Below are 293 nucleotides of genomic sequence, written 5' to 3'. Positions count from 1 at the left end.
ATGACTGTGCCGATGGGGATCTGGTCGGTAAGCTGCAACTGGTGCGTGGTTATAGTCGTGATCACCGGCCAGAGCTGAATCAAGTGATCCTTGAGCTCATCTGTGAAAATCAGGCCGGCCTACCTGTCTATATGCAGGCCCTGAGCAGCAATAGTAATGACACCAAAGCCTTTGCCCAGACCGTTCGTCGCCATTTGAGCAGTCTCAAGGCCGCGCAGGAGTGCCGTTATCTGGTCGGCGATGCCGCACTGTACTGCGCCGATACCTTGCAATTACTGGCGCAACAGCAGCAA

Annotated in this window: 1 pseudogene; it reads left to right on the top strand. The window is 54.9% G+C overall.

Annotation, left to right across the window (positions count from 1 at the left end):
- A pseudogene (locus J9892_RS22400) lies at positions 1 to 293 on the top strand (IS1634 family transposase); the annotation flags it as partial.

It is taken from the genome of Aeromonas sp. Prich7-2 (assembly GCF_017939255.1).
Classification (GTDB): domain Bacteria; phylum Pseudomonadota; class Gammaproteobacteria; order Enterobacterales; family Aeromonadaceae; genus Aeromonas; species Aeromonas caviae.
Note: the sequence above shows the minus strand (reverse complement) of the source record. Positions and strands in the feature narration are given on the sequence as shown.